This window comes from Psychrobacter pasteurii (assembly GCF_900162815.1).
Taxonomy (GTDB): Bacteria; Pseudomonadota; Gammaproteobacteria; order Pseudomonadales; family Moraxellaceae; genus Psychrobacter; species Psychrobacter pasteurii.
This window is the reverse complement of record NZ_FUGD01000033.1, coordinates 1-19867: the sequence shown is the minus strand read 5'-3', so window position 1 is coordinate 19867 and position 19867 is coordinate 1. Positions and strand designations below refer to the sequence as shown.

At 43.7% G+C, this 19867-nt stretch carries 14 protein-coding genes and 1 pseudogene; 9 read left to right on the top strand and 6 right to left on the bottom strand.

Annotated elements, in window-relative coordinates; all coding sequences use genetic code 11:
• Nucleotides 1-108 precede the first annotated feature (108 nt).
• Together A1232T_RS00930 and cysM are read right to left on the bottom strand one after the other, a co-directional pair.
• Nucleotides 109-924, bottom strand: a complete 816-nt coding sequence (locus A1232T_RS00930; RefSeq protein WP_077447612.1) for a 3'-5' exonuclease — start codon at nucleotides 922-924, stop codon at nucleotides 109-111.
• 48 nt (nucleotides 925-972) lie between these two features.
• The gene (gene cysM, locus A1232T_RS00925) at nucleotides 973-1920 is read right to left on the bottom strand and encodes a cysteine synthase CysM (RefSeq protein ID WP_077447611.1); all 948 of its coding nucleotides are present in this window, start codon (nucleotides 1918-1920) and stop codon (nucleotides 973-975) included.
• 208 nt (nucleotides 1921-2128) lie between these two features.
• Between cysM and A1232T_RS00920 the strand changes: the two genes are divergently transcribed.
• The 3 genes from A1232T_RS00920 to A1232T_RS00910 all read left to right on the top strand — a co-directional run bounded on the left by A1232T_RS00920 (nucleotide 2129) and on the right by A1232T_RS00910 (nucleotide 7946).
• Nucleotides 2129-5575, top strand: a complete 3447-nt coding sequence (locus A1232T_RS00920; RefSeq protein ID WP_077447610.1) for a histidine kinase dimerization/phospho-acceptor domain-containing protein — start codon at nucleotides 2129-2131, stop codon at nucleotides 5573-5575.
• A 54-nt stretch (nucleotides 5576-5629) separates the two neighbouring features.
• Nucleotides 5630-6445, top strand: coding sequence for a crotonase/enoyl-CoA hydratase family protein (locus tag A1232T_RS00915; RefSeq protein ID WP_077447609.1), 816 nt, complete (start codon nucleotides 5630-5632; stop codon nucleotides 6443-6445).
• Nucleotides 6446-6713: 268 nt separating this feature from the next.
• Entirely contained in the window at nucleotides 6714-7946 is a 1233-nt protein-coding gene (locus A1232T_RS00910) for a multidrug effflux MFS transporter (protein ID WP_077447608.1), read from the top strand.
• A 143-nt stretch (nucleotides 7947-8089) separates the two neighbouring features.
• Here the strand turns inward: A1232T_RS00910 and A1232T_RS00905 are convergent, their stop codons facing one another.
• On the bottom strand, nucleotides 8090-8581 hold the full coding sequence (locus A1232T_RS00905; protein WP_077447607.1) for a DUF2799 domain-containing protein: 492 nt from the start codon (nucleotides 8579-8581) through the stop codon (nucleotides 8090-8092).
• A 192-nt stretch (nucleotides 8582-8773) separates the two neighbouring features.
• Between A1232T_RS00905 and A1232T_RS00900 the strand changes: the two are divergent.
• From A1232T_RS00900 to topA, 3 genes and pseudogenes are all read left to right on the top strand, one after another.
• Nucleotides 8774-9415, top strand: a pseudogene (locus A1232T_RS00900) (ParA family protein); the annotation flags it as partial.
• A gap of 229 nt (nucleotides 9416-9644) precedes the next feature.
• A complete protein-coding gene (locus A1232T_RS00895) occupies nucleotides 9645-10220 on the top strand; it encodes a hypothetical protein (RefSeq protein ID WP_077447605.1) in 576 nt (191 codons plus the stop codon).
• Nucleotides 10221-10424: 204 nt separating this feature from the next.
• Nucleotides 10425-13079: a type I DNA topoisomerase gene (gene topA / locus A1232T_RS00890; RefSeq protein ID WP_077447604.1), complete on the top strand. Its 2655-nt coding sequence runs from the start codon at nucleotides 10425-10427 to the stop codon at nucleotides 13077-13079.
• Between the two features lie 105 nt (nucleotides 13080-13184).
• Here the strand turns inward: topA and trhO are convergent, their stop codons facing one another.
• Nucleotides 13185-14204, bottom strand: coding sequence for an oxygen-dependent tRNA uridine(34) hydroxylase TrhO (gene trhO / locus A1232T_RS00885; RefSeq protein ID WP_077447603.1), 1020 nt, complete (start codon nucleotides 14202-14204; stop codon nucleotides 13185-13187).
• A gap of 246 nt (nucleotides 14205-14450) precedes the next feature.
• Nucleotides 14451-17165: a transglycosylase domain-containing protein gene (locus A1232T_RS00880; RefSeq protein ID WP_077447602.1), complete on the bottom strand. Its 2715-nt coding sequence runs from the start codon at nucleotides 17163-17165 to the stop codon at nucleotides 14451-14453.
• Nucleotides 17166-17718: 553 nt separating this feature from the next.
• On the opposite strand from A1232T_RS00880, the gene pilM reads away from it, so the two are divergent.
• On the top strand, nucleotides 17719-18807 hold the full coding sequence (gene pilM / locus A1232T_RS00875) for a type IV pilus assembly protein PilM (RefSeq protein ID WP_167367016.1): 1089 nt from the start codon (nucleotides 17719-17721) through the stop codon (nucleotides 18805-18807).
• Nucleotides 18807-19229 (top strand): PilN domain-containing protein, encoded by a 423-nt coding sequence (locus A1232T_RS00870; RefSeq protein ID WP_077447600.1) that lies wholly within the window; start codon nucleotides 18807-18809, stop codon nucleotides 19227-19229. The genes pilM and A1232T_RS00870 overlap by 1 nt, the downstream gene beginning before the upstream one ends.
• Nucleotides 19230-19298: 69 nt before the next feature.
• Here the strand turns inward: A1232T_RS00870 and tnpA are convergent, their stop codons facing one another.
• A complete protein-coding gene (tnpA, locus tag A1232T_RS00865; protein WP_077447599.1) occupies nucleotides 19299-19706 on the bottom strand; it encodes an IS200/IS605 family transposase in 408 nt (135 codons plus the stop codon).
• Nucleotides 19707-19771: 65 nt separating this feature from the next.
• On the opposite strand from tnpA, the gene A1232T_RS00860 reads away from it, so the two are divergent.
• Nucleotides 19772-19867: helix-turn-helix domain-containing protein (locus tag A1232T_RS00860; RefSeq protein ID WP_167367015.1), on the top strand; the 96-nt coding region annotated here is incomplete at its 3' end.

Here is a 19867-nt window from a genome sequence, read left to right as displayed (position 1 = left end):
ACTGCTTTAAAGTTGATTAAATGGATTAAGGCCTAGGGGTTTTGGAGTGAATAAATGATATAGAAGGGTAGGAGAATAAGTCTTGAGACTATTGAAAATAAAAGGTAATTAATGAGCAACAGGCCAATATGCTAAAAAGTCCTGATGTCGAATACTATGGTCCTCTTCAAGTTTGCTTTGTAAAAAGTCACGGGTCTGATTTTGCCACATCTCAAAATCAGCTGAGGAGAGGCTGCCGGTCAGACGCATCCAGCGCAGATAGATTAGCCAAGTATTTAGAACATCTGACTCGCAGTAAATAGCAAGCTCATGCCACTGCTGCTGAGCCACCATCTCACCGACTTGACTGCCATCAACTTCACGCTTACCTGGTAAGCCATATAAATTGGCCACAACGGTCATGGCTTCCCGGCGGCTGCTGCCATACTGACTAAAGCGATCCATTAAATCCAGATGACGGGTATGAAAGCGATTGACGTAATTATCATAGCGCATGGCATTGATACGATTGCCCTCTTCAAACAGCAAAGGCACGCTTAAATCGTATAGCATGGCCCGATAGATTAATACGGGAATATCAAATCCCGAGCCATTCCAACTGACCAGTTGCGGTAAGGTATTAAGGTCCTTAAAGGCACGGAAAAAAGTAGATAGAATTTCTTTTTCACTAAGTTTTTCGGCCGTTAGGGAAAATAAAGAGGGCTGACCTTCTTTCATATAAAACACAGAGATACACACAATCTTATGCAAGGGAAGACGCATAAAATCATCGCCTGACTCTTGGATACGCAGACTGGTCAATGCAGTCAACGCATCCTCATCGCTAAGATTGGCTAACTGAGGGTAAACCCGACGAGCACCGTCAATGTCAGCGATGGTTTCAATGTCGAATACCAAGACAGGTTGTTTTGAGAAGTCAGTCATAGCGCATCTACTGTGTTGTTATTATTGAAAGGCGATACAGCTAAAGGGTTATTCCGCGGTGAATAAGCCGGTAGATAGATATCTATCGCCACGATCACAAACGATAAAGGCGATTACCGCGTCTGGCTGGGTGTCTTTAATCTCTTTAGCAACTTGGATGGCAGCCCAAGCAGCTGCGCCAGACGATACCCCTGCTAAAATGCCTTCTGTACGTGCCATTTTACGCATATAGACTTCTGCGGTGTGTTGGCTAACGTCCATAGTACGGTCGATAACAGTTGGGTCATAAATCTCGGGTTTGTACTCTTCTGGCCAGCGGCGAATACCAGCAATAGAAGACTCATCATCAGGCTGTAAGCCAATAACTTGGATGTCAGGGTTTTGCTCTTTTAAGTATTTACCTGTCCCCGAGATGGTTCCAGTGGTCCCCATTGAGCTGATAAAGTGAGTAATGCGTCCGCCAGTCTGGCGCCATAATTCTGGTCCTGTTGTTGCATAGTGAGCGGCACTGTTGTCTGGGTTGGCAAATTGATTTAACACGATACCCTTGCCCTCAGCTTGTAGCTGTAAGGCTTGATCACGAGCCGCTTCAATACCTTCATCTACTTCGATTAAAGTGGCGCCGTAAGCGGCCATCGCATCTTTGCGCTCTTGAGTAGAGTTGGTTGGCATTAACAGAATCATTTTATAGCCGCGCATAGCCGCAACCATGGCCAAAGCAATACCGGTATTGCCGCTGGTGGCTTCAATTAAGGTATCACCTGGCTTAATTTGGCCACGCTGCTCTGCTTGATGAATCATGTTAAAGGCAGGACGGTCTTTTACTGAGCTGGCTGGGTTGTTACCCTCTAACTTGGCCAGTACCTGTACTTGAGTGTCAACGCCTTCAAGCTGTGGTAAACGTTGTAGTGAAACCAATGGGGTGTTGCCTACGCAGTTTGAAAGGGTTGTGACTTGTTCGAAGAAGTTCACAGGAGTTTGAGTCGAATTTGACATAAAAAGCCTCAGTACAAGTTATCGGTAGTATTATAGAAATATTAACGCAAAAGATTATACCATCTTAGCCCCAATCAGGTTATCTGCAATACGTTGAAAACCTGTTACACTTATTGTGGCCTTTACTTTTGTACAGTTGGCCGTTTATTTGTTCTATGTGGCACTAATCTATTATGGCCTTATCGCCCCTAAATAAAGTCTATTCCTCATGCGAAAAAAAATAATTGATTTTAGTAGTGCATACGCACAGCTCATCTTACTGGTATTTTTACCTATTGTTGTATTGGCAGCAGTAGGGGCCTATTTGGTAGAAAGAGAGTCGAGTAAGGCCATTAAGTCTGAACAGCGTACTTTGGCCACAGCGGCATTGATACGCTATGAGCCGATGGTAAAGCAGCTGTTGCCGGTGATATTAAAGAACCAAGATGAGGTGAAAGATAGCTTGCGGGCCGAAGCCTTGCCCGACAGCGTGGAGCATAGCCAATCTGAAGCAGCCCTCAGCGGTCAAGCTGGAGGTACTCAAGACTCAAGCACTCAGGTGGCCAATATGTCACTGCCTGAAGAGCTGCAAGGGGTGAACGGTATCATTGAAAGCCAGGAGCTGGAGAGAAATCTTAAGTCCTTAGATGATGTACAAAAGCGAATTAGCTATATCTTATCTTCAATGAATAATAATCAGCACATCCAGCGGGTGGCTATTATTGATCAAGAAGGTAAGGCTTTGGCTTTTTCGGGGGATCAAAATATTGAGCCGTGGATTAACTTTAACCCACAAAGTTTGGTTGATAAAAATACCGTTGATCAACAGCAAGGATTTATTTCTGGTATTCCTACCGATATTGGGACAGCTTATGGTCACCTACTAGGCAGCTATGAGGGAGTGCGGTACTGGTTGTTTGTTGATATGGACAATGAGCCACTGACCATCGCCCAGCTAAAAGTTTGGTTGGGATTAGGTATTACCGGGCTATTTACCTTGCTAATGCTATTGCTAAGTTTGAATACTTATGCCAAGAGCTGGATTGCTCCTATTTATGACTTAAGACTGCACTTACAGCAGATCACGCCTGAGAATATGTACCTGCCAGTGAACATTGAGTCTACTGGGGAGTTGAACCTTTTACAGCAAGATTTGCTAAAGACCTTTAGGCGTTTATACGGTGACTTTCAGGAATTAAAAGATCATTCTGACCAGACTGAAGATGATTTGCGTGATGCTTTTGACGAAATGGAGATGCAAAACATCTTCATTCGAGAAGCTCGAGACCAAGCCATATCTAGTAGCCAAGCTAAGTCTGCCTTCTTGGCCAATATCAGCCATGAATTACGTACCCCTTTAAATAGTATTGATGGTTTTATTAACCTTTTGGCGCGGCATGGGGAGTTAACGGCCGAGCAAGACCTTTATGTTCAAACTATCCGCAAATCTTCTGCTCACTTATTGGCGCTGGTCAATGATGTCTTGGATTTCTCAAAGATTGAGGCTGGCAAGCTGGTGTTGGATAAGCATGAGTTTAGCTTGTACTCTGCCATTTATGATGTGATGGATATGCTGTCGCCTTTGGCTGCTGAAAAGGGGCTGCGTATGGCGGTGATGTATTATAACGATGTGCCCAATACTATCATTGGTGATGCGCTGCGAGTGAAACAAGTGCTAACCAATTTAGTAGGAAATGCCATTAAATTCACCGATGTGGGTGAAGTGGTGGTCCGAGTGGGTATCGATGAGATGGAAGAGACCACTGTAATTGAGGCGGGAACAGGCAGTGCTCAGGCCTCTAGTCAGGGTCAAAATATCAGCGATAACACTCCGCACAGCGGCAGCATGATCCATATTGCCATTCAGGATACAGGCCATGGATTGTCTGAAAGCGCTAAGAGTCAATTATTTAAAAGCTTTAGCCAAGGTGACCCATCGATTACTCGGCAGTATGGCGGTACCGGCTTGGGGCTGGTCATCTCTAAACAGCTGACCAAACTTATGGGCGGTAGCATCGGTTTTTATGACAATGATAAGGTCAATTTAAACGGCCAAGGACTATTGGCAGAATCTGCCTTGCACCCTACCTCAAATACTGGGCCGATACGCACAGGAGCTACCTTCTGGTTCACCGTGCCAGCGCATATAGAAGTAGATTTGCCAGATGACATAGAGTTTGGGGCAACTCATGAGGACATGGAAAACGAGGACCAAATAAGACTGCCAGTGCTACGTCCCTTTGCCCAATCTTCGACAGTAGATGATAAACCATTTGAAATGCTGGTTTGGATAAACCATGCGCCAAGTATTCAAGTATTTATGGCGGCCACTCGACCCTTAAATATGAATGTAACCATAGCTCGCTCGCTCGCAGGGGCCTTAGAGAAATTAAAAGAAGGCGGCAATCGCTGGAATTGGGTGGTCATTGATGGTGGTGAGAGTGAGGCCAGAGAGGATAGAGCTGCTCTGCTGAAGCAAATTCGCCTGCATTATCAAGGTAAGCTTGCCATTTATGGTTATCAAGTGGCTTTAGATGCGACCTTACTTGAGCGTTATAAAGCAATGGGACTTTATCAGCCCTTTGATAAGCGTCAACTGTATAGCATGCTAGATACCCGTACTACCAATGTTTCTACTTTGGTAGCCCCACCAACTTGGCAGGGGATTACGGTGTTGGCAGTAGACGATCATCTACCAAACCTGCTGGTGCTTGATGCCCTATTAAGCGAGCTTGGCATTAAAGTCATCACTGCCAATAGTGGTTATGATGCTGTAGACATAATCAGTAAGCAGATTATGTATGACACTTATGACTCTTCAGAATTGTCAAAAGTAGAAGGTAACGATAGCGCTAATTTAGAAAAAGACAGCAAGCATACTAAGATTGACTTGGTCTTTATGGATGTGCAAATGCCTAGAATGTCTGGGGATGAGGCGGCTAAAAAGATACGTCAATTAGAAGAGGATGCTCAAAAGGAGCATATAAACTATAACAAGCGTATCCCTATTATTGCATTGACGGCACATGGCTTAGCCGATGGTAAAGATAGGCTTATTGCGGCTGGTATTGATGACTATGTAGGCAAACCAATCAGTCGTCCGCAATTACTACAAATCCTACAGCGCTGGTTAGGGCGAGGTGGAGAAGCTGCTTCAAGCGCCTTAAAGCAAGGTGTTAAGTCAGCTCAATCTGAGACTGCCTTAAAGCAGAAGCAAGGAGAGTCATCAGATTCTGGTGCAGAGAGTGGGGAGCTTCCGGTAGTAGATTGGCGGGATGCTTTAATGCGATCTGCGAACAAAGCGGACTTGGCAAAACAGCTGCTACTGATGATGCAAGATTCTGTAAAAGATGAACTGGTAGATCTACAAAAGGCTTGGGATGATAGGGATAGAGAGCAACTGGCACAAATTGCCCATAGAATATTGGGGGCCAGTCGTTACTCTGGCGTGCCACAAATTCGTCAAGCCAGCCAAGACTTAGAGGATAAGTGTTTGCTAAACGTGCAGCACACCACGCCAGCACAGTTTAGTATGCTAGAGGAGTACTATACAGTGCTGGTTTCTAGCTTAAAAGTGTTGCAAGCCTTAGATTTAGATGTTTATATAACCAAACAAATGCAAGATAGCGAAGAGAAAACTTTGAGTGAAAATGATATGACTTGGAAAATGATCTAAGTTGATTGAAAGTTAACGGAACTAACCTTAAAAATTGAGCAAAAGAGAGAAATTATGTCATCACTACTTAGTAAGACCTACCAGACCATCACGTTAAGTGAGACCAATGATATTTTGACGGTGACCTTAAATCGTCCGGATAAAAAAAATGCGATGAGTCTGCAAATGATGGCAGAGCTGATTAATGTTGCCAAAACTCTAAAAAAAGACCGAGCTATTCGAGCGGTTATTATCAATGGGGCAGGAGATACTTTCTGTGCAGGTATCGACTTGGGCGATTTAAATAACCCAAAAAACGCCCTTATGGGATTGTATGAGCTGCTAAAACCGACCCAAAGCATCTTCCAGAAGGTTTGTTTGATATGGCGTGAAGTGCCGATGCCGGTCATCATTACCACTCATGGTTACTGCATCGGGGCTGGCATGCAGCTGGCATTGGCGTGTGATTTTCGTATTACCACCCCAGATTGTCAGTTTGCCATTATGGAAGCCAAATGGGGTTTAGTGCCAGACATGGGATTAACCCAATCTGCTTTCCACGTGGTACCCGTAGATACCCTAAAAGAGCTGACCATGACCGCCCGTTTGATTTCAGCACAAGAAGCTGAGCAGTTACATCTGGTGAGCCATGTCGATGACAATCCTTATGAGAGAGCCCAAGCCTTGGCAGAAGAAATTGCTAACCGCTCGCCAGATGCTGTATTAGCCAGTAAGCGGGTTATCAACCAGATGACCAAGCAAAGCTTTTGTGCCTTGTATCAAGAAAAAATGTGGCAGCTTAAGCTTATGGGCGGAGGTAAAAACCGTAAGCTGGCGATTAAAAAGGCCAAGGATAATAGTGTTCAGTTTTTAAAGCGTCAGTTTAGCTAATTTGCTCAGAGCTTTTATATAGCCAGAGGCTATTTTTGACTACTTAAATGCCACGATTAGCGAGGTTGCTTTGTAGTTGAGTAAGCTTGCGTAATTTTGATTGACTAACGACAAGATAAGAGTAGGCTTAGCTTATTACTCCTCTATTTTTTTAATGAATGAAGATGGTAAGTTAACCTCACTTAAAATAAGTTAACCTTACTTAAAAAACAGCCAGTTTCTTTTCGGGGAGACTGGCTTTTAATTTTATTAGGTCTTTATATATTTTATGTCAAACAAACAAACGACTCCTGTTGATAAGCAGCCGATGCCTGTAGCTTGGATTATGATGCTAGGGCTCATTGTGGCTATTGGTCCGTTGTCGATAGATATGTATCTACCGGCCCTGCCTACGATGGCCAAAGACTTTGGTGTGAGTACCGCCCAGATTTCAAACTCAGTGCCTGCTTACTTTATGGGCTTGGTATTCGGTCAGCTTATTTACGGGCCGTTAAGTGACCGTATTGGCCGAGTAAAGCCCCTTTACTTTGGTATGACGTTATATGTGATTGCCTCGCTAATTTGTGCGACCACAGACAGTCAGTACGTGTTGTTTGCTGCCCGTACTTTGCAAGCGTTAGGGGCGTGTGTTGGGGCAGTGGTCACTCGAGCCGCTATTCGGGACACCTTGCCGCCACGTCAAATGGCAAAAGCCTTCTCAATTATGGTGCTAGTCATGGGACTGGCGCCTATTTTGGCTCCTTCATTGGGTGCGGCTTTTTTAAGGTTCTTTGACTGGCATGCTATTTTTTGGTTTTTGGCCGCTTTTGGGGTGTTAAACCTTTTTTTGACGAAGTTCTTTTTTAAAGAGACGCTGACGGAAGAAAACCGAAACGTCCGTCCCTTAAATACCATACTCAGCCAATACGTGGATTTATTAAAAGATCCTTCTTTTGGCTATCCTGCTGTGGGCGCTGGATTATTGATGGGTTCAATGTTTGTCTATATCAGCGCCGCGCCAGAGCTTTTGATGGATGGTTACGGGCTAACAGAAAGTCAATTTAGCTTGGTATTTGGGGTAAATGCTGCTGGATTTATTGGGTTAACCCAAGTGAATCAGTTTTTAACCAACCGCTTTCGTCTTATTTCCTTGCTGCGTTTTGGGGCTACCTTACAAATGATATCTGCCAGTTGTTTGTTATTGTTAGGCATAATCTATGGCTCAGAAGCTTGGCTGCCCTTAGTGCTGATTTGTATTTTCTTTTGTATTTCAGGCTTAGGATTAACTCAGCCTAATGCTTCAGCGATTGCCTTAGCGTTTCAGAAGCATCGCGCCGGTATGGCGAGTGCCTTACAAGGCTCGTTGATGTTTTGTGTGGGTATTTTTGGCGGAGTTTTATTAAACCTATTCCCCGTGAACCCTGTATTTAAGCTGGGCGTAACCATGGCTATTTTGATGTCGCTGGGGACCTTCTTAGTCTACCGCATCGATAGAAGTCTTAACTTGGATACCGCCGATTAGTACTGTTTATTAGTGCGGTTTTTGCTTAGTAAAATCGTCTATTAATACTATCGTAAAGCCAGTTGCATTAAAACAGACCTATTAAAAAAAGACCTTTTGGCACTGAGCTAAAAGGTCTTTTTGTTTACAGCTAGAGCGTCATCTTACCAAACTGGCGGGCGCCAAAAAGGGCTGTACCAACCATAAGGGCCGTAGCCATGACGGTTATATTGCCAAGGGTAGGGGCCACTTAGGCGGTCTAAATCACGTTGGCGTAGGTAGTAATAACGGCCTTGATTGTAAGCATCTTCTAGTTTCTCAATGTCCTCTAATGGGCATACGGGCTGCCAAGCATAACCCTCACGGCCTAGTTTATAGGCATTGAGCTCGGTACAAAACTCTTTGAGTCCCTGTTGACGGCCCTGTTCCCATAATACACGATTGGGAGTGCTGCCTGGAATAGGCGTACAGCTTTCTACATGGTTTGCAAAATAAGCCCCTGAGCGGCCTACAGCCCCATCGGCATAGCCAATCTCTGTCCAGTTACCGGCTTGACACTGCTCAGGCGTCAACGCCTGAGTAGTGGCACATCCAGACAGCAGACCGAGAGTAGCGCTTAGCAAACTACCAGCTAAAGTTATTCGCATTAAAGTCATGTTCGTTGCTCCTGATGATGAGTGCCAAGGTGGGTAATGTACTCATAGAGTACTTTTCTTCTGCTATTATGTATGGTGACTGATTTAAGCAACAAAGTTAATAGCTGAATATTGAATTTACGTTAAATCACGTATATATAAGTAGTATAGGAAGGAAATCTTAGTTTTTAAATAATAATAATGGGCACAACTATGAATACAGTATTAGTGGCAAATCAAAAAGGAGGGTGTGGTAAAACCTCAGTCGCAATTACTCTGGCCTGCGCTTTGGCAAATCAAGGGCAAACCGTAGCGTTGGCAGATGCTGATCCGCAGAAGTCCAGCTTACGGTGGTTAAAACAGCGGCCAAGTACGGCAGCGAAAATTTATGCAGTAGATTGGCGAGATGAAGATGAGATTGGTGAGCTTCCCAAAAAGGCGGCCAAGAAGCTGGGCAAAAAAGACTGGTTGATTATTGATGCCCCAGGTTCACTCACCGCAGATCGAGCACAGTCTTTAATTAGTGAAGCCAAGGCCATTTTAATTCCAGTGCTGCCTTCTATCTTTGATGCTGACAGTACCAAACAATTTTTAAAATCCATTCAAGACATTAAGCGAATTCGTAAGGGCAAGGTTGATATCCATTTATTGGCCAATCGTATTCGTCCTCAGAGCAGTACCAACCAAACTCTTCAGGGCTTCTTTACTGAAATAGGGCAGCAGCCTTTGGCTTGGCTTAGTGAAAGAAGCTTATACCCTCAGTTGGCTGAGCAAGGACTGAGTATCTTTGATTTTAATCAAAAGCGTTACCGGGATGTACAAGCTCAGTGGCAACCAGTAATGGATGCTTTGATGCCAAAAGTGGCAAGTAAGTACGAAGAGGTATTGGCAGACAGCACGATACCTGCTACTTTAGAAAAGTTAGCAAGTAGCAGTAATGAGCAAGAAAAAGCATTAAAAAAAGTAGATGATGGCTCAACATGGTATGAATAACCGCAAAAACCTACTAAACTAGCGCCCTATTTATTCTAAAGCTGTCTGTTGGCCTTTATAGCGGACAGCGAGTCAAAATTACGGGGAAACTATGGGTACCTGGATAGCCATTGCTATTGGTATGTTTGCATTGGGCACAATTATGGCACTTAAGCCCAGTGCGGTTGATATGCGTTTAGATAAGCTTCGTATGACTGCCAGAAGGTTGGAGCTTAACCCCAAGTTTATTGCCTGCCCTGATTGGATTCGAGGCCGCAATAATGAGTTTGGACAAGGGATGATCGGGCAATACTCTCTTATCATGGATGATATGAAATTTCCTGAAACCCACTATCAAGTTGTTGACGGAAAGTTACAGCTTGATGGCTCTCAAGGCCAAGGCTCAGATTTAAATACTCAATCATCCTCTGAAAAAGAAGGATCGCATTCAGTTTCTAAACAGAGGTTAGCTCAACGTTTAGAAGGTGAGCCTCTAACTTTGCCTCCCAGCATGGCGCCCTTAGTTAAGGGTGTCTATCTAAAAGCCAATAGTTTGGTGGTTTTTTGGCATGACAACCGTTATGTACAGCCTGCCACAAACCCAAACTTTAACATTCAGCAAATAGAACCTGAGCTAATGGCTCTAAAGTCTACCATGCAGGCTTGGGCCCAAAAGCTGGTTAATTAAGACGGATTAAAAGCTCAAAACTGTCTAAATTTGTACAATAGTTGGCCGCTGCTCTTGAAAAACACGGTTGACAGCGCAACTGTTAGCAGTGTAACGTCAAAGCAACTTTTGGCATTAAGTATCATTTAATAGTAAATGTGCTGCTTGTAACGTATACATAACAAATATAATTTATAAAAAAGATTAATTAGGATTGTGATATCAATGGCTAAAACCACCGGTAAAAAAACAGCATCGACCTCTTCAGCCAGTGCCAAAGGTAAGTCACTGGTTATTGTGGAGTCTCCTGCAAAAGCGAAAACCATCAATAAATACTTGGGTGATGACTTTATTGTCCGCTCGAGTATTGGTCATGTGCGTGATTTGCCAACCAGCAGTGGTACCAAGAAAAAAGCAACCAAAGCTGACGAGGGGTTAAGCAAAGAAGAAAAAGCACAACAAGCCTTGGTACGCAGAATGGGTATTGACCCAGAGCACGGCTGGAAAGCGGTATATGAAGTGCTGCCTAGCAAGACTAAGGTGATTAAAGAATTAAAAGCTTTGGCCAAAGATGCCGATAAGATTTATCTGGCAACGGATTTGGATAGAGAAGGGGAAGCCATTGCTTGGCACTTACGTGAGGTTATTGGCGGTGATGACAGCAAATACCAAAGAGTGGTATTTAACGAGATTACCAAAACAGCCATTCAAAACGCGTTTAAAGAGCCTGGTAAGCTAGATATTGACCGAGTCAATGCTCAGCAAGCTCGCCGCTTCTTAGACCGTGTGGTGGGCTTTATGGTGTCGCCTCTGCTGTGGCAAAAAATTGCCCGTGGCTTATCTGCAGGACGAGTACAGTCAGTAGCTACTCGTCTTGTGGTAGAGCGTGAGCGTGAAATTCGAGCCTTTATTCCAGAAGAATATTGGCAAATTCATGCCGACACCACTATGAAAGGTAGCGCCAATGCCAATGTGGCAGAAGATACTCCTATCCGTCTAGAGGCGGTGAGACAAAACGGTAAGACATTAAAGCTGGGCAATAAAGAACAAACCGATGCAGTCTTAGAAGTATTAAAGCCGGCAAGTTATATCGTTAAAGAGCGTGAAGAGAAGCCGACACAGTCTAAGCCTAGTGCGCCTTTTATTACCTCAACGCTACAACAAGCAGCCAGTACTCGTCTTGGCTTCCCAGTGAAGAAGACCATGATGTTGGCTCAGCGCTTGTATGAAGCCGGTCATATTACCTATATGCGTACCGATTCAACCTTCTTGTCAGCAGATGCGCTGGCTGGGGTACGTGGCTTTATTGAAGACAGTTACGGTAAAAAATACTTGCCAGAAAAACCAAATTTCTATGGCAGTAAGCAAAATGCTCAAGAAGCTCACGAAGCAATCCGCCCAACCAACGCCAACTTAAAGTCTACGCAGTTAAAAGGTGTTGAGCGTGATGCCATTCGTTTGTATGAGCTGATTTGGCGTCAGTTTGTGGCGTGTCAGATGCTGCCTGCTAAATATAAGTCAGTAAACTTACTGGTTGAAGCGGGTGATGTTGAGCTTAAAGCCCGTGGTCGTACCATGACTTTTGATGGTTATACCAAGGTAATGCCACCTGCAAAAACCGATGACACCTTATTGCCTGATGTTAAAAAAGGCGATGAGCTAAACCTAATTAAATTAGATCCGAGCCAACATTTCACTAAGCCGCCAGCACGTTATACTGAGGCCAGCTTGGTAAAAGAGCTTGAGAAAAAGGGCATTGGTCGTCCGTCTACTTATGCTTCAATTATCTCAACCATTCAAGATCGTGGTTATGTGAAGCTTGAAAACAAGCGTCTTTATGCTGAAAAAATGGGCGATATTGTCACCGACCGCCTGACTGAAAGCTTCCCAGAGTTGATGGACTACACCTTTACCGCGGGTCTTGAAGATGAGCTAGACCATGTTGCTCAAGGCGATCAAGATTGGAAAGCCGTACTTGATGATTTCTATGGCGATTTCAAAAACAAGCTTGAGCATGCCAAAGAAAAAGACGGTATGCGTCCTAACGATCCGACGGATGTACCAGATGTCCACTGTGACTTATGTGACCGACCGATGCAGCTACGCAATGGCTCAACCGGTGTTTTCTTAGGCTGTACAGGTTATAACTTACCACCAAAAGAGCGCTGTAAAGGCACAAAAAACTTAATGCCAGTGGAAGCTTTTGCTAACTTAGACGACAGTGAGATCGATGAGACCGCTGAAGTCAAAGAGCTGATGGAGAAAAAACGCTGTCCTAAGTGTGGCACCGCAATGGATGGCTACATTGTTGATGGCGGCTTAAAATTGCATATCTGTGGTAATAACCCAGATTGTGATGGCTACTTACTGGAAGAAGGTAAGTTTGAAGTTCCAGGATCTGATGCCCCAACCATTGACTGTAATAAGTGTGATGGTCAAATGGAGCTGAAGACAGGTCGCTTTGGTCCTTACTTTGCGTGTAATAAGTGTGACAATACTCGTAAAGTGCTTAAAAACGGTGAGCCAGCGCCGCCGCGTATGGACCCAATCGATATGCCGCAGTTGAAGTCAACCAAGCATGATGACCACTTCATTTTACGAGAAGGGGCTGCTGGTCTGTTCTTAGCGGCTTCTAAGTTCCCTAAAGTTAGGGAAACAAGACCGCCCAAACTGGCTGAGTTACGGACCGTTCAGGACCAAATGGATGAGAAGTTCCAATACTTGTTCAAAGGTCCAGATGAAGATCCAGAAGGTAACCCAACCATTCTACGCTGGTCTCGTAAGCAAAAAGAGCAGTATATTGGCTCAGAAAGCTTGAAGACAGGTAAGGCTACCCGCTGGGGCGTCTACTGGCGTAAGGGAGAATGGGTTGAGGAGTAACTCTTAACCCACTTGCCGAAGTTAAAGAAAGACTTTAATAACCAAAAAGGCCCGACACTGAATGTGTCGGGCCTTTTTATATCGTAGCTTTTGTTGCCGTATAAACTAGTCTTGTTGCTGCTCTAGTTTTGCTTGCAGCTTCTGCTGTTTGCGAGTTTCAATAACTTCATTCACTTCGGCACCGATATGAGCTTCACCACGCTCTTTGGCCAGCTGGATTTGACGTTGACGCTCACGGAATCTAGCACGCTGCTCTTCAGTGGCCTTATCAATACAGTGCGGGCAAGACTCGCCTTTAACATAAGCAGGGTGCTGCTTATCTTCTTCTGTAATAGGCATACGGCAGGCATAGCACTGGTCATAATCACTTTTTTCGAGGCTATGGTTTACGGCCACTCGATTATCAAACACGAAGCAGTCGCCTTCCCACATTGATTGTTCAGCAGGAATTTCTTCTAAGTATTTTAAAATACCACCTTCTAAATGATAAACCTCATCAAAGCCTTGCTCGCGTAAGTAGGCGGTAGATTTCTCACAGCGAATGCCACCTGTACAGAACATGGCCACTTTTTTGTGTTTACTAGGGTCAAGTTCACTTTTTACGTATTCTGGGAATTCACGGAACGTTTCTGTTTTTGGGTTCACGGCATTTTTAAAGGTACCGATTTGGACTTCATAATCGTTACGAGTGTCGATTAATAACACTTCTGGATCGCTAATTAAATCGTTCCATTCGCTAGGTTTTACATAGCGTCCCACTGACTGTAAAGGGTCGATGCCTTCCACGCCCATGGTGACGATTTCTTTTTTTAGCTTAACCTTAGTACGGAAGAACGGCTGGGTATCGGTGAAGGATTCTTTATACTCTAGTGCGCCGATAGCCGGTATTTGTTGAATATAGTCTAGTACTGCATCGATGCCTGCACGGTCGCCGGATATGGTGCCGTTAATGCCTTCAGAGGCAAGTAGTAGCGTCCCACGCACCCCTTTGTCTAACATCAGTTGGCGTAACGGCTCACGGTAGTCCTCATAGTCGTCAAATCGGGTGAACTTATAAAGGGCAGTTACTACAATGTTCTCTTGCTGAGAAGTGTTTTCTGCAGTTGATGGATTTTGAGTAGTCATGTTTTCTCCTGCTGGCTAGGTCGTAAACCTAGTGCTGATGATGTCAAAGTGACAGACAAAACGGTAAATAGCTCTGTTCGCACTGTGACGGGTAAAATAGCAAAACAGCCAAATGCTGTACTTTGCTGCTTAATACAAAAACAAAAGCGCTATCTTACATAGCGCTTTTGGGAGGTGTTTATTGATAGTGGTGACTTATTGCATAAATAGCAAGTTAAGCCTCTATGCGCTATGTCAGATAAAGCTTTATTCTGCTTCAGACTTTTTCTCAGTAGCCTTTAGTTCTGCTTTCTCTTGAGTTCTAGCTGACTCTGATTTCTTCTCTGCTTTTGAGTTACTATTATCAGGAATCTCAACAGGCTCAGGAGGTTTTCTTTCGGTCATAGCCGCTTTAGGTGGATTAATACCTGCATTACCTGTTACTTTTTGATTGGTGATTTTGCTGCTGTAGTCTGTTTCACCTTCCTTATCATCATCTGATAAGTTAACAACTTCTTGCTTCTTAATCTCAGATTTTGCCAAGTTATTAACGCTAACCCACTGATAAGGTACAGATTTTAGAGCAGTGCGCATGTAGTCTACCCAAATAGGCAGGGCTGCTACACCACCGTATTCGCCACGACCTAGCGTAGAAGGTTGGTCAAAACCTAACCAAACTATCGATACCTGTGACGGGTGGAATCCTGCAAACCAAGCATCTTTCATCTCGTTAGTAGTCCCTGTTTTACCCCCAACATCACTACGGCCTAAGGCTTTGGCTCGGGTAGCCGTACCGCTTTGAATAACGGCACGAAGCATGCCAGCCATCTCATAAGCCACAGCTGGCTTTAAGATACGAGGGGCTTGGTCTGCCGCTTGATAAGTTAAAGGTACAGGCTTCAAGCGGTCTGACTCTGGTCCCGCATCATAGCGTAGGGAGTCTACTGTGGCTTGAAGTGATTTTTTAGCCTCCTGTGATTCAGAGTCTTTAGCAGCATCAGCGTCAGCTGACTCTTCATTAGCAGCCATCAACTCTGGATTTTCTTGCATTGCTTTTAACGCTTCTTCGCGTTGCTCTGCATTGGCCTCAGCTTGTTTTTCAAACTCTTCTAGCTGTTTTTCGTTTAGTTCTTTTAGCTCGTTGTTGTAGCATAGAGCACAGGCACGTTGCGGATTGGCTAAGTACAACAGATTGTTTTGATAATCATAAATTTGATCAATAAAGTAAGGCTGTACGCGGTGACCACCATTAGCAAAAGCAGCGTAAGCAGTCGCCATTTGTAAAGGCGTCGCTTGTCCAGCACCTAAGGCCAAAGATAGGGTAGTTGGTAGCTTATCCTTATCAAGACCAAACTGATCTAGTAGCTGACGGGCTTCGGCAGTACCTACCGCTTGAAGTAAGCGAATAGAAACCAAGTTACGCGATAAGATAAGCCCACGTCTTAGAGTCATGTCACCATAAAAGCGGTTATCTGCGTTCTTAGGTTGCCAGTCACCAATACGTAAAGGACCATCCGAAATCATACTGTCAGGACGATAGCCTTTTTCCAAAGCAGCAGCATAGTTAAGCGGCTTAATGGTTGAACCAGGCTGACGCCAGCCTTGTGTGGCTCGGTTAAACTTACTGTACTGGTAGTCAAATCCACCAACTAGGGCTTCGATGGCGCCAGATTCAGGGTCTAAAGCTACTAAGCTACCTTGTACATCAGGAACCTGAGTCAATCGCCAAGAGGTATTATTTTCATTAGCAATTAAACGCACGATATCATCTTTTTTGACGATATCTGAAGCACTGTTGGGGTATCTTCTAATGCGGTTGGCATCTAGGTATTCTTTGGCCCAGCTCATGCCTGACCAAGGAACGGTTACCACATCACCATTTTGTAATTCTGCTTTGAAACTGCGACCACTAATTTCAGTCACTTTGGCCGGAACCATGTTAGAGTAAGTTTTGAAGTTAGCTAAAGGTTCACCATTGGCTTCAGCACCACGCCAGCCATGGCGACGGTCATAACCAATCAAGCCTTTTTTGATGGCAGTATCTGCGGCTCTTTGGTCTTCACTGTCTACGGTTAGCTTCACGCGCCAACCAGCATTAACAACCTCTTCGCCATAGCGGTCTACCAAAGTACGACGGGTCATTTCGGCCAGATAAGGCATGTTTACATCAAGCTGTTCTCTATATAGATGAACCCCAATTGGCTGCTGCACCGCTTTATCATGCTCAGCTTTCGTGATATGACCTAGCTCTAACATACGCCCTAAAATCCAGTTACGACGCTCTACAGCGACCTCAGGATTAGAGACAGGGTTGTTTTGTGAAGGGGCTTTAGGCAGACCGGCTAGGGTTGCCATCTCAGCTATCGTGAGGTTTTCTAAAGACTTACTAAAATACTTCTTGGCCGCAGCTCGGATACCATAAGCGCCTTCCCCCATATAAATCTTGTTGACATATAAGGTTAGGATTTCTTGCTTGGTTAATTCATCTTCAATACTACGGGCCAGATATAGCTCAGTGAGCTTACGGCTAAAAGTACGCTCAGGGCTTAAGAAATAGTTCTTCGCCACCTGCATGGTAATGGTTGAGCCCCCAGTTTGGCCATCATCGTCTGTGATGATCTCGGTTACCGCACGACCCAAACCTTTAATACTAATACCACTGTGCTCATAAAAGGAGGAGTCTTCAGCTGCTAAAAAGGCGTTAATAAAACTTTGTGGAATCTCTTCATAGGTCACGGGTAGCGACATACGGTTGCCGTATTGACCAATTAGCTTGTCGTCTTTGCTGTAAATCTGCAAAGGCATTTCCAGATTTGAGGTCTTGATATCTGAGATATCGGGTAGGTTTGGCGATATGTACATGGCCATCCCATAAAATCCAATAGGGAATGCCAATACCAATATGACCGCCAAAGCAATGATGGCCATCAATATGGAAACAATGTAATGGATAAGACGAGAGTTAGCAGACGATTGAGGCATAGTGACTCTATTAATTAGAAACTGAAATATTAGGCATAGTAAAGCTCACGCCACTTGACTTAAAGATTAATCAAAACAGTAGCCTAGGTTGGTAACTAAAGCAGATTAACTTAAATATGAGCAAGAATTGTGACTTCTTTCTACGCATAAAAAAGCACATATAACACGCATACAACTACAATTATAAAGCAAATTATAAAGTAATTGAGCGATATCTTATAGGTATAACCACAAAACAAAGTAATGCACTGAGTTTTAAGTGACAAATAGGTCTATTTTATAATAAAAGCCCAAGGAGGGTATAGAAAAATCAGAGCGAACATAGTTTAGCTTATATTTAAAGTTCTGACCTTAACTATTGGGTAAGCTGAGCAGGCTTATAATTGCAATTAATCTTAATAGTATGATTAAATTAAATTAAAAATTGTATTGACAAAGCAAGGCTAAATAAATAGGGTGGTTAGTCAAATTAAGGGCTGCTAAATTATTTTAACAAAGGCTAGCAAACGATAACTAAGCCTATCATTAGCGTACCAAACCAAGGATCCATCTTTTGCGGCTATTTTTTACCCAACCAAACTCATTATTAGGAATAGCCATTAATGCCAGTACATTGAGCTTAGTAGATTTGAGCTTTAAAAAGCAGCAGTACCACCTATTAAGCTATGCCACTGTGTCATTAGGAGAAGGTGAGGTTGTAGATATTCAGATTATAGATACTGAACGTATGGGAGGGCGCATTGCTGAACTTGTTTCCCGTAGTCACTGTAATACCAAGCAAGCAGCCATTGCTTTATCAACTAATTTAGCCATCACTCGTTACATTAACCTGCCTAACGACTTTGGTGAGCAAGATATCGAGGCACAAATTCGAGTCGATGCTGAGCAGTATATTCCTTATCCCTTGGCTGAGGTTAGCTTAGATTTTGAGGTATTAGGCGTTGCTAAAGAAGACCCTCATTTAAACGAAGTTTTATTGGTGGTATCACGCACAGAGTATATCGAGCAGCATACCGATGCTTTAATATTCTCTGGACTAAAGCCAAAGATTGTCGAGGTGGATGACCAAGCAATTCAGCGAACGTCTCAGCTTATGTTTAGCAGCCATCTTGATTACCCTTCCACAATAGCTTTGGTCGATATCGGTCAAAGTCGAACCACAGTCTATATTGCTCATCAAGGTCAGTTTGTCTATCAGCTGCAGCAGCTATTTGGTGACAGTCAATTGACCAGTGCCATTGCGTTACATTATAGCTTAACTAGTGACGAGGCTGAGCAGGCAAGATTAAGTCCTGACTTGCTTAGTAACCATCATTCATTTAACAACTATGACTCACTCATCTTCCAGCCTTTTATCACTACCTTAAAGGAGCACCTAACTTTAGCCTTTGAGCAGTATGCAACAACTGAGACTAAGATAAATGAGGAGGTCGGACAGCTTATATTATGTGGCAGGGGGAGCGTATTGTCTCAGATTGACAAGCAGCTAGCGCAGGAGTTGTCACTGCCTGTCACTTTAGCCAATCCCTTTAATTCTATGACTATATCAGCCTCTATTGATGATGAGCAGCTCTTAAAAGACGCCCCTCAGTTAATGACAGCTTGTTGTTTGACCATGCGCTGTCGAACGGTTCGCCACTGATGACCGAACTTAACTTATTGCCGTGGCGTGAGCAGCGTCGACAGCGCAAAAATAAACAATTCATAATGGCTTTGGTTTTAAGTTTGGTCATTATCTTATTAATAGCGACTGCGATTTGGGGGTATTTGCGACAAATAAATAACGCCCTTGCCGTGGTTAATCAGGATTTGATTGATAATACGGCCATATTAGAAGTAGTTATAAATGACAATCAGTCACTAAAACAGCGCCAAGAAACCACTCTAGCACAGCTTACAGAAGTAGAACGTTTGGCCTATCATAGCACCAGTTTAGTGCAGTTATGGTCAGAGCTCACTGCAGTGACACCAAAAACGATGTATTTGACAGAAATTCAGAGTCAACAAGGCTTGCTCGTGTTTCGGGGGAAAAGTAGACAAAAGCAGAGACTAAAAGTTATTTGAGTCGAGACTCTATCTAAAAGTGAAAGAGGACTCCACCCGAGATTAGGGTGGAAGTGAATTTCGCAAATACTAACCTTGTTGGTTTTGAATATACTGCTGAATAATATTAAGCGGTGCGCCACCACAAGACCCTGCAAAATAAGAACGCGACCAAAGAACAGGCTTAGAGTAAGCTGCTCTTAAATCAATAAAATTACTTCTCATACGCCTACTGGTGACTGACTTTAAATTATTCACAAGTGTACTTATCTGCACCGTTGGAGGGTATTGAATCAACATGTGAATGTGATCGGCCTCACCGTTACACTCTTTAAGCTCTGCGTCAAAACTCTTACACACCTCAGCGACACACTCACTAAAATAAGCATGATGCACCTCACTAAGTACCTTTCTGCAATATTTGGTAATAAAAACCAAATGTACTTGAAGGTTGAAAGCAGCGTAGCGATTTTTATATATCATAGCCATTAAGATCATCACTTTTAGGTGCTAGTATTTATGCTATATTAGCAAGCACATACTCATCAATAAAGATTTTATTTATGAAGATAAACAAGGCGTACAAATATAGGCTTGAGCCTAATGCGGAGCAAGAGGTTATTTTAAATAATCTTGTGGGCTGCGCACGCTTTGTTTGG

What these genes read in the sequence shown, in the direction of transcription:
- A1232T_RS00930 (WP_077447612.1), bottom strand. Translation starts at nt 924, where the DNA reads ATGACTGACTTCTCAAAACAACCTGTCTTGGTATTCGACATTGAAACC.
- cysM (WP_077447611.1), bottom strand. Translation starts at nt 1,920, where the DNA reads ATGTCAAATTCGACTCAAACTCCTGTGAACTTCTTCGAACAAGTCACA.
- A1232T_RS00920 (WP_077447610.1), top strand. Translation starts at nt 2,129, where the DNA reads ATGCGAAAAAAAATAATTGATTTTAGTAGTGCATACGCACAGCTCATC.
- A1232T_RS00915 (WP_077447609.1), top strand. Translation starts at nt 5,630, where the DNA reads ATGTCATCACTACTTAGTAAGACCTACCAGACCATCACGTTAAGTGAG.
- A1232T_RS00910 (WP_077447608.1), top strand. Translation starts at nt 6,714, where the DNA reads ATGTCAAACAAACAAACGACTCCTGTTGATAAGCAGCCGATGCCTGTA.
- A1232T_RS00905 (WP_077447607.1), bottom strand. Translation starts at nt 8,581, where the DNA reads ATGACTTTAATGCGAATAACTTTAGCTGGTAGTTTGCTAAGCGCTACT.
- A1232T_RS00895 (WP_077447605.1), top strand. Translation starts at nt 9,645, where the DNA reads ATGGGTACCTGGATAGCCATTGCTATTGGTATGTTTGCATTGGGCACA.
- topA (WP_077447604.1), top strand. Translation starts at nt 10,425, where the DNA reads ATGGCTAAAACCACCGGTAAAAAAACAGCATCGACCTCTTCAGCCAGT.
- trhO (WP_077447603.1), bottom strand. Translation starts at nt 14,204, where the DNA reads ATGACTACTCAAAATCCATCAACTGCAGAAAACACTTCTCAGCAAGAG.
- A1232T_RS00880 (WP_077447602.1), bottom strand. Translation starts at nt 17,165, where the DNA reads ATGCCTCAATCGTCTGCTAACTCTCGTCTTATCCATTACATTGTTTCC.
- A1232T_RS00870 (WP_077447600.1), top strand. Translation starts at nt 18,807, where the DNA reads ATGACCGAACTTAACTTATTGCCGTGGCGTGAGCAGCGTCGACAGCGC.
- tnpA (WP_077447599.1), bottom strand. Translation starts at nt 19,706, where the DNA reads ATGATCTTAATGGCTATGATATATAAAAATCGCTACGCTGCTTTCAAC.